Genomic DNA, 8,547 nt, shown 5'->3' with positions numbered 1-8,547 from the left:
TGCTCATGCTGAGTTTCCAGCACTAGATTAACTGCCCGTTCACGGACTTCCGGAGAGTAACGTTTGGTCGTTGTCATAGAGACCTCCACTTTTAAAGTATAGACTCTAATTTATCCGGGGTGATTCACATCTCCATTAAAAAGCCCGTTAGACGTTTTCCCGCACTAACCCTAATACAACTTTGTCACCTGGTTTCGTCCTCTATGCAAAAATTCACGCAACTACCTACGACGTGCCAGGTGAACAAACTGGATAAAGATAGCGATATGGAGAGCCAGCCCGGTTGGTTATGTGTTTCACATGGTGATGAAAAGGCTATTGCACCAGACGCCAACATAGCTTCCTCGGCTGCGTATTTGGCGAGCAAATTTGCGTCATGGCTAAAAAAACTGCGGGGAATGTTAAACCCTGAGTCAGGGCGCAATGATAATCTCTTGTCGTTATGCATTATCGTGGCCATCGATTTGTATAATGTTGGGTTGCATATAGGCCATGGGAACATAGTGGTCAAGATCCAGGTCTTTACAGAATTCTTTGAATTGATGGATACTGTGCACATCGGCGCGCTGGTAAAGACTGCAAAGCCTATTTTCAACCGTCCTATGCGAGAGCCCCAAGCGCACAGCAATCTCTTTACTACTCAAACCATGATAAGAGAAGAAAATGATTTCTAGTTCTCTATCGGTGAAATTATTATCTGGCAGATGGTTTGTCAACCGCCCCGGGAATTTACCATTGATAAACTGCAGGGTTGAGAAAAAAAGACAATGTTTGGCTTCGGACAGGGTGCCAACAATATTGCCATCGTCATCGAAAAAAGGGGCTATGTTGAATATATAAGGCTTAATGTCGTTGTCTCTGCCGAACACCGATGTGACAAGTAGCGTTACCGATACGCCACTATCCATGACCGATTTATCGTATTGTTTGAATTCATTATCAAAGACATTTAACCAATGAGGCACTTCTGTTAGTAGCTTTCCTTCAATAATAAATGACGGCGACAAGTCGAGTAATTTACCCATCTCCGGGTTGATGTAAACAAATCTCGCCTCACTATCGCGAATACAGCAGGCATTATGGTAATTTTCAAATAAGTGAATAAGCTGTCTAGAAAGACATTCCCGTTTCAGGGGTATACATGAGCCGCTCATTAATAATCATCCTTGAAAATAGATCATACTACTTAAGGAGTGGTCAGTATTAACGACTAAGGGGTAAATTTACATTATTAAAAACCCCTTATTGACACGAAGATATATGTATGTTAGCGGCGGCAAAGGGGTAGGTTTATTTATATGCCTCATTACTTTTCGCAATAAAACCCCGTCACTTTACCCCAATTACCCAGTAAATGAAATCACAATCAGTAGATATTATTCATAATGCACAGTTCTCTTAGGTGAGCTAATTAGTATTATCACAGCTGAATAGTAGGACCATGTTTTAATTGATATGCAAAAGAATCCATCTGCCAATGTTCATTTTACTTGAGCCTCGTCAGCGTTAAGGCTCAAGTCGTTGCTATTCTCTCATTTAATTACTGTGGACTTTACTTTAATGAATATCCAGTAAGTTATTCCCGCCACGAGAATAGAATTTAAAGAAGGAATGCCATAGCTAATAAACAGTCCCGCTGTACTTCCTATTGCGCATGAGATGAGAGCGATGTAACTTGTTGAAGGAATGGAAGCATCATCAGGCAATATGCCCTTTTCACGTGATGACGCAAGACACTGACGGCTAGTGCGCAAGATGTAATAATCAACCAGCATGACGCCAGCAATGGGAGGAAATATTAGTCCTAATGCCATCAGAAAAGGAATAAAATAATCAAGCAGCCCTGACAATGACAATAAAGTCCCCATCGCCCCTATGATTAACGTGATGGCGGCATAATTAAATTTTCTGCCTGTCAGCATCTCAAGAAAGCCGGTTATATTGATAGATGCAGAGTAGAGATTGGTGTCATTAACCTTAATGGCAGATAATATCACGGTGACTACGCCAACCCAGCCAGCCGTGTTGATCATAATCTCTACAACATTCGAGGTCCCCAGTGAACGCGCGACCAAGATGGCGATTCCATTGATGAAAAATTCTCCTATAATCACCGAGGACGTTATCATCCAGAATACATGCTTCCCGCTTTTACAATACCTGCTGGTGTCGGGGGTAATCAATGCGCCCACGATGAAAAGACCGGCAACCATCGTTGCACCATCGCCAAGAGAGATTGTGTTACCCGATGGAGAAGAAAAGAACAAGCTATCGCCAGTATGCTTCACTATTTCAGTGTAACACATAAAAAAGATGACGGATAAAAAAAGCGGGACCGCTATCTTTGCCGTTATACTTAATGCCTTGAAACCAAAAGCGACGAGAAAGGAAAATACCACGCCACCAATTATCGAGCACCAGAAATAACTGATGTTGTTTCCTAAAACGGTAAGCAAGCTGGTCGAGATTAGCGAGATATTTACCCCAAACCAACCTAATAGGCTTATCGCAATAGCCAGTCCGATTAGCATAGACCCCAATTTACCGAAACCACACCATCGGGATAATACACTGGTAGAAAGACCTTCACGCATGCCGGCGTAGCCTAAACCGAAACTGACGAAAATTAATATGATACTGCCCAACGAGGTCGCCAGCATGGCCTGAAAAAATGTCATGCCATGACCTAGTGTTGTGCCAAGCATAAATTGTGCTAATGAAGTTGCCATGCCCATGCGAACCATGGTCACATTAAACAAACTTACACGTTCATTCATTGGCATCCTATTAAATGCATATGCATCGCTGGCGGTTTTTTCCATGAAATCCTCTCTCCATGATTGATATCATTTTCATTTTACCAAGGACGAAGTATAATTGTAGTTCTCAAAAGATTACAAGCGGTTGCTCAGCCGACCGTATGCTCTGCACGTTTATAGTGATACACCACTTGCATCATGCAGATTCAGTGATAATTTATTTTGTCACCTTGCAAGATGTGTTTTATTAGTTTCTCTATTAATTCCTTTTCTCTTTTAGTTTACATTAGGAGATAACTATCATGGGTAATCATAAAAATGATTTAAAATCATATCTAAAATCACCGCAGTCTTTGATATCATTCATAAAAAACAGTTCAGATCATTGGCTGATAAAGGATAGCGAGGCTCGCTATGTCTTCGTGAATGAATCGGCTTCAGATTTCTTTCGCTTTCCAAAAAGATTCAACGCAGAAGGTAAGTCAGATAAAGACGTTCCGACCGACATCTGTCAAGAACTTTGGCCTGAATTTGTTAAAAGTGATCAAAAAGCTATCAAGGAAAATAAAAAAATAATATCTATAGCAATTCATCACTATGGTATAGGCAACACCAGTAGTTTAGTGCCACATTACGCCGAAAGAGCGCCGCTTTATGATGATGAAAACAAGCTCATCGGCATTGTGAGCCATGGAAGACGTCTTGAAGTACCTGAATTATTATACTACATGAATCGACTTAATAGAAAAACGATTCAAATTGATGCAGATAACGATCTGTTCACCAAAAGAGAGCTGGAAGTTATCTTTTGGGCTCAACAGAGACTTAGCGCTAAAGAAATTGCCAAAAGACTCAATATTTCTTATAAAACGGTTGAAGTTCATCTCATGAATATCTACAACAAGGCCGGTGTTCATAGCTTGATTCAGCTTATTGAGTACTGCAAGCACACGGGTCTTGATAAATATATTCCATTAGATTTTATACGCAAAGGCGTACAATTGATTGACTAGCAATAGGCTGATAAATAATCATCCTTAGGCTTTAAGGTACTATCTGCATTTCAATGAAATATCTGCCAGTCCGGCTAATACCGCCTGAGGCTTCAAAGATAGCGCCCGGCATCGGGAAGGCGGTGACGGTTTCCCTCTCTTCTGGTCGCGGTTTGTCTGCAATGTTTGGAAACACAGCGTTCGACTGCGGCTGCGTGCGGTGGTTTTGCCGGCTCAGGAGAGCAAAATCGCTCGATGAAGGGCCACACTACCCCTGTCGCCGCTGTCGAGCTTACCCAGCCACCACAATCCTTCCCCCTTTTGTTAGCGGGCGGCAAACCAACCCGGTTAGCGGTAACAATTTTTCCGCTATCGCCCTGGGTGCTACCCCGTTGCGCAGGCATACCGCATTAGGTACTTGGCAGTGTCAACGCTTTTGCAACAGGCGATAACCATAGATCTCGCAACCGCCTATCAGGATGACATCAGGTGTTTTAATCGACGTGATTGGAAAATCCTGGGACGCCTGGTGCAAGACGATGTGCATCATAATGGCAAACACCCTGGTGTGGCGGTCTATCGCGCCATGCTTGACACGATGACGGGCACATACCCGAACTGTATTTCGCCGTAGAGCTTAGGGCCGCTGGTGAGCACCCTATGGCCAATAGGCTTCTCTTTGAGGTGACGCCGCGTGGGAATTGCACGGTCTGACGGTAAGGGGGGAGAAAGGTCACCTTTTGGCAACATGCTATCTATATCTACATCTACCGTGACGACCGGATAGCGAACGTCGGGTCAATCATCGATAAGGCCCCTATTGGAGCCCGGCTCGGCTAATTGCTAACGACGTTTTGTCTGGCCATAACGCGCACTGGCGCCTCATCATGAAGTTGGAGCAGATAATGTGCCAGTGAGCATATAACCGGATGGAGAGCTCGTTGCGGGGCAGAGAGCATATAACCGGGTGGAGAGTTCATAATAGGGTTGGGAGCGTGTCAGGTGCTGGCGAGTACGGACACAGCTCAGGGGACGGTGCCCCCTGAGCCCAAGGTTAATGGCCTGACTGCGCTTCATCCTGATCGACAGCGAAGCATGCCACCAGCTGTTCGCCGTAGCCTTTCAGCTGCGGCTGTAGCACGGTGCAAGAGCCGAAACGACGCCGGCAGCGCGCATTAAACGCACAGCCCGGCGGCGGGTTTAACGGGCTCGGCAGCTCGCCGGTCAGCTTAATCCGCTCGCGGCGCAGATCGGGATTGAGGCGCGGAGTCGCGGACAACAACGCCTGCGTATAAGGATGACGCGGATTGTTAAAGATCGCCTCTTTACTGCCCTTCTCAACGCAGCGCCCCAAATACATCACCATCACGTCGTCGGCGATATGCTCTACCACCGACAGATCGTGCGAGATGAACACATACGACAGGCCCATCTCCTGCTGCAAATCCATCATCAGATTCAAGACCTGCGCCCGCACCGAGACATCCAGAGCAGACACCGGTTCGTCGGCGATGACCACATCCGGGTCCAGCATCAGGCCACGGGCAATGGCGATACGCTGGCGCTGCCCGCCGGAAAACATATGGGGATAACGGTCATAGTGTTCGGTTTTCAACCCGACTTTGGCCATCATCGCCAGCGCTTTTTCCCGACGCTCCGCCCGGCTGAGATCGGTGTTGATCTGCAGCGGCTCCTCCAGAATCTGTCCCACCTTTTTGCGCGGATTCAGCGATCCATAGGGGTTCTGGAACACGATCTGGATCTTCTGACGGCGCAAATGCTCGGCGGTACGGTCAGGCTTGAGCAGATCCTGCCCAAGGTAATACAGCTCGCCGCCGCTTGGCGTTTCGATCATGGTCAGCAACCGCCCGAGGGTCGATTTACCGCAGCCTGACTCGCCGACCACCGCCAGAGTTTTACCCCGCTCCAGAGTGAAAGAGACGCCATCGAGCGCTTTGACCCACTTCTCTTCGGCGAACAATTCTTTCTTCACCGGATAATACTTTTTCAGATCCACGGCATGCAGCAGCGAAGTGGATCGGTTATCGATAATGATTTCGCTCATCGGGTGGGCCTCCCGGCATCATCCAGCGGATAGTGACATTTGGACTGGCGGTCCGGCAGCGTGCGCAGCGCCGGCTCCGACTGGCGACAATGGTCGGTGGCATAGGGACAGCGCGGATTGAGTAAACAGCCCGACGGACGGTCATATTTGCCCGGTACGGTGCCCGGCAGCGACGCCAGACGCGCCTTATCGGCGGCAAATTCCGGCAGCGCGCGCAGCAGCGCCTGGGTATAGGGATGACGCGGCGCGCGGAAAATTTCCGTCGCTTTGCCGGTTTCCACCACCTGGCCGGCATACATTACGATAATATGGTGCGCCGCTTCCGCCACCAGCGCCAAATCGTGGGTAATAAGCACCAAGGCCATGTTCTCGCGCTGCTGCAGGTCGAGCAACAGCTCGATTATCTGCGCCTGGATGGTCACATCCAGCGCGGTGGTCGGCTCATCGGCAATCAGCAGTTTGGGCCGGCAGGCAATGGCCATGGCTATCATTACGCGCTGGCTCATACCGCCGGACAGCTGATGCGGATACACATCCAACCGGGAGGCCGGATCGGGGATCCCCACCAGCGTCAGCAGATCGATGGCGCGCTGACGCCGGGTCCTGCGGTTGCCGCCCTGGTGCACCTTGATGGCTTCCATGATTTGGAAACCCACGGTGTAGCAGGGGTTCAAACTGGTCATCGGATCCTGGAAAATCATCGCCATATCGGCGCCGATCAGCTGGCGGCGCTCGTTGTCGGAGATTTTCTGTAAGTCGCGGCCGTTGAACACCAGATTGTCGGCCATCACTTTGCCGGGATAATCAATTAATCCCATCAGGGCCAGCGAACTGACCGATTTACCGGAGCCGGATTCGCCGACGATGCCCAGCACCTGGCCTTGTTCCACCTGGTAGCTGATTCGGTCTACGGCGCGGAACGGGGTGCCCTCATCGCCGAAATGGACCGAAAGTTTGTCTATGGTTAATAACGCCATTGCATCCTCGTTACTGCTTGAGTTTGGGGTCGAGGGCGTCACGCAGGCCGTCCCCCATTAAATTGAACGCCAACACGGTGAGCAGAATGACGAAGCCCGGGAACGCCACTACCCACCAGGCACTCTGGGCGAACTGCAACACGTCCGCCAGCATCGTGCCCCATTCGGGCGTCGGCGGCTGCGCGCCCATGCCCAGGAAGCCGAGCGCCGCCATATCCAGAATGGCGTTGGAAAACCCCAACGAGGCCTGCACGATAAGCGGCGCCAGGCAATTAGGCAGAATATTAACGAACATCTGCCGCAGCGTACCGGCGCCGGCCACCCGCGAAGCGGTAACGTAATCGCGGTTGACTTCCCCCAGCACCGAGGCGCGGGTCAAACGCACATAGTGCGGCAGAGCGACAAAGGTGAGCGCCAGCGAGGCGTTAACAATAGACGGGCCAAAAATCGCCACCAGCACCAGGGCCAGCAGCAGGCTCGGCAACGCCAGCATGATATCCACGACGCGCATGATGATAATATCCACCATACCGCCCAGGTAGCCGGCCAGCAGGCCAAAGATCACCCCCAGCAGCAGCGACAGCGCCACCACCAGACACCCCACCAGCAGCGACAGACGGGCGCCGTACATCAGGCGGCTGAGAATATCGCGACCAACATCGTCGGTGCCGAGCATAAACTGCCAGCTACCGCCTTCCATCCACACCGGGGGCCGCAGCAGCGCATCGCGGAACTGCTCCGCCGGGCCATGCGGCGCCAGTACGCCAGCGCCAGCGGCCACGATAAACATCAGCAAAATGTAGGCCAGCCCGATGACCGCGCCTTTATTGCGTTTAAAATAGTGCCAAAACTCCTGCAGCGGAGTCATCGGTTTCGGCGCGCCGGTCAGCGTCACCGGTTCAGTGACTTGCGTCATTTTCCGTTCCTCTATTTCTTATGCCGGATACGCGGATTGACGACCCCGTACAGAAGGTCGACCAGCAGGTTGACTAAAATGATCAACGTCGCCACCAGCAATACGCCGCCCTGCACCACCGGGTAATCGCGGCGCTGCAGCGCCTCAATCAGCCAGCGGCCAATGCCCGGCCAGGAAAAGATGGTTTCGGTCAGAATGGCGCCCGCCAGCAGCGTCCCGACCTGCAGGCCGATAACCGTCACAACCGACAGCAGCGCGTTGCGCAGCGCATGGACGACAATCACCCGCAGACGGCTCAGCCCTTTGGCGCGCGCGGTACGGATATAATCTTCGCTCAGTACCTCCAGCATCGCCGAGCGGGTCATACGCACGATCACCGCCAGCGGAATGGCCGGCAGGATGATATGCATGACGGCGTCTTTAAAATCGCCCGGCTCGCCCCAAATCAGCGTGTCTATCAGCATAAAACCGGTCAGGGGATGGCTGTCGTCGAGAAACAGGGTATCCCCCACCCGACCGGACACCGGCGTAAGGTTTAGATGCACCGAAACCAACATGATAAGCATCATTGAATAACCCCGAGTTTATTAGAGAGTAATTTTGGCAATACTACGCCGCTTCCTCTGATGCTAATTGCAAAGCGTAATAGTTCATTTCGGCTTCAGTAGGAGGGATGTAACCCAGCCGCCCGAGCAGCCTTCTGTTGTTGTACCAGTCCACCCAGTCCAGCGTGGCCAACTCCACTTCCGTCCGGTTTTTCCAGCTCCCGCGGTGGATAACCTCCGTTTTGTACAACCCGTTGATACTCTCTGCCATCGCATTATCGTAGGAGTCGCCG

7 protein-coding genes and 1 pseudogene are annotated in these 8,547 nt (G+C 50.6%); 1 reads left to right on the top strand and 7 read right to left on the bottom strand.

All coding sequences use genetic code 11. The features are described from left to right. Positions 1 to 440: 440 nt before the first annotated feature. Together CINSTRO3249_RS09965 and CINSTRO3249_RS09960 are read right to left on the bottom strand one after the other, a co-directional pair. Positions 441 to 1,154 (bottom strand): helix-turn-helix transcriptional regulator, encoded by a 714-nt coding sequence (locus tag CINSTRO3249_RS09965; protein WP_074013169.1) that lies wholly within the window; start codon positions 1,152 to 1,154, stop codon positions 441 to 443. A gap of 378 nt (positions 1,155 to 1,532) precedes the next feature. After that, positions 1,533 to 2,822 (bottom strand): purine-cytosine permease family protein, encoded by a 1,290-nt coding sequence (locus tag CINSTRO3249_RS09960; protein ID WP_074013168.1) that lies wholly within the window; start codon positions 2,820 to 2,822, stop codon positions 1,533 to 1,535. A 239-nt stretch (positions 2,823 to 3,061) separates the two neighbouring features. Between CINSTRO3249_RS09960 and CINSTRO3249_RS09955 the strand changes: the two genes are divergently transcribed. Then, positions 3,062 to 3,772 carry a PAS and helix-turn-helix domain-containing protein gene (locus CINSTRO3249_RS09955; protein WP_074013167.1) on the top strand — a complete coding sequence of 237 codons (711 nt, stop codon included), beginning with the start codon at positions 3,062 to 3,064 and terminating at the stop codon, positions 3,770 to 3,772. A 1,033-nt stretch (positions 3,773 to 4,805) separates the two neighbouring features. Here the strand turns inward: CINSTRO3249_RS09955 and dppF are convergent. The 5 genes and pseudogenes from dppF to CINSTRO3249_RS09925 all read right to left on the bottom strand — a co-directional run. Further along, entirely contained in the window at positions 4,806 to 5,816 is a 1,011-nt protein-coding gene (gene dppF, locus CINSTRO3249_RS09945; RefSeq protein WP_074013166.1) for a dipeptide ABC transporter ATP-binding subunit DppF, read from the bottom strand. Next, positions 5,813 to 6,793: a dipeptide ABC transporter ATP-binding protein gene (gene dppD / locus CINSTRO3249_RS09940; RefSeq protein WP_074013165.1), complete on the bottom strand. Its 981-nt coding sequence runs from the start codon at positions 6,791 to 6,793 to the stop codon at positions 5,813 to 5,815. The genes dppF and dppD overlap by 4 nt, the downstream gene beginning before the upstream one ends. A 10-nt stretch (positions 6,794 to 6,803) precedes the next feature. Continuing rightward, complete coding sequence (gene dppC / locus CINSTRO3249_RS09935; protein WP_074013164.1) at positions 6,804 to 7,709, bottom strand: dipeptide ABC transporter permease DppC; 906 nt, start codon at positions 7,707 to 7,709, stop codon at positions 6,804 to 6,806. 11 nt (positions 7,710 to 7,720) lie between these two features. Continuing rightward, positions 7,721 to 8,284, bottom strand: a pseudogene (locus tag CINSTRO3249_RS09930) (ABC transporter permease subunit); the annotation flags it as partial. 34 nt (positions 8,285 to 8,318) lie between these two features. Further along, positions 8,319 to 8,547: integrase core domain-containing protein (locus CINSTRO3249_RS09925; RefSeq protein WP_143146879.1), on the bottom strand; the 229-nt coding region annotated here is incomplete at its 5' end.

This window comes from Candidatus Sodalis sp. SoCistrobi, assembly GCF_900143145.1.
Classification (GTDB): Bacteria; Pseudomonadota; Gammaproteobacteria; order Enterobacterales; family Enterobacteriaceae; genus SoCistrobi.
Note: the sequence above shows the minus strand (reverse complement) of the source record. Positions and strands in the feature narration are given on the sequence as shown.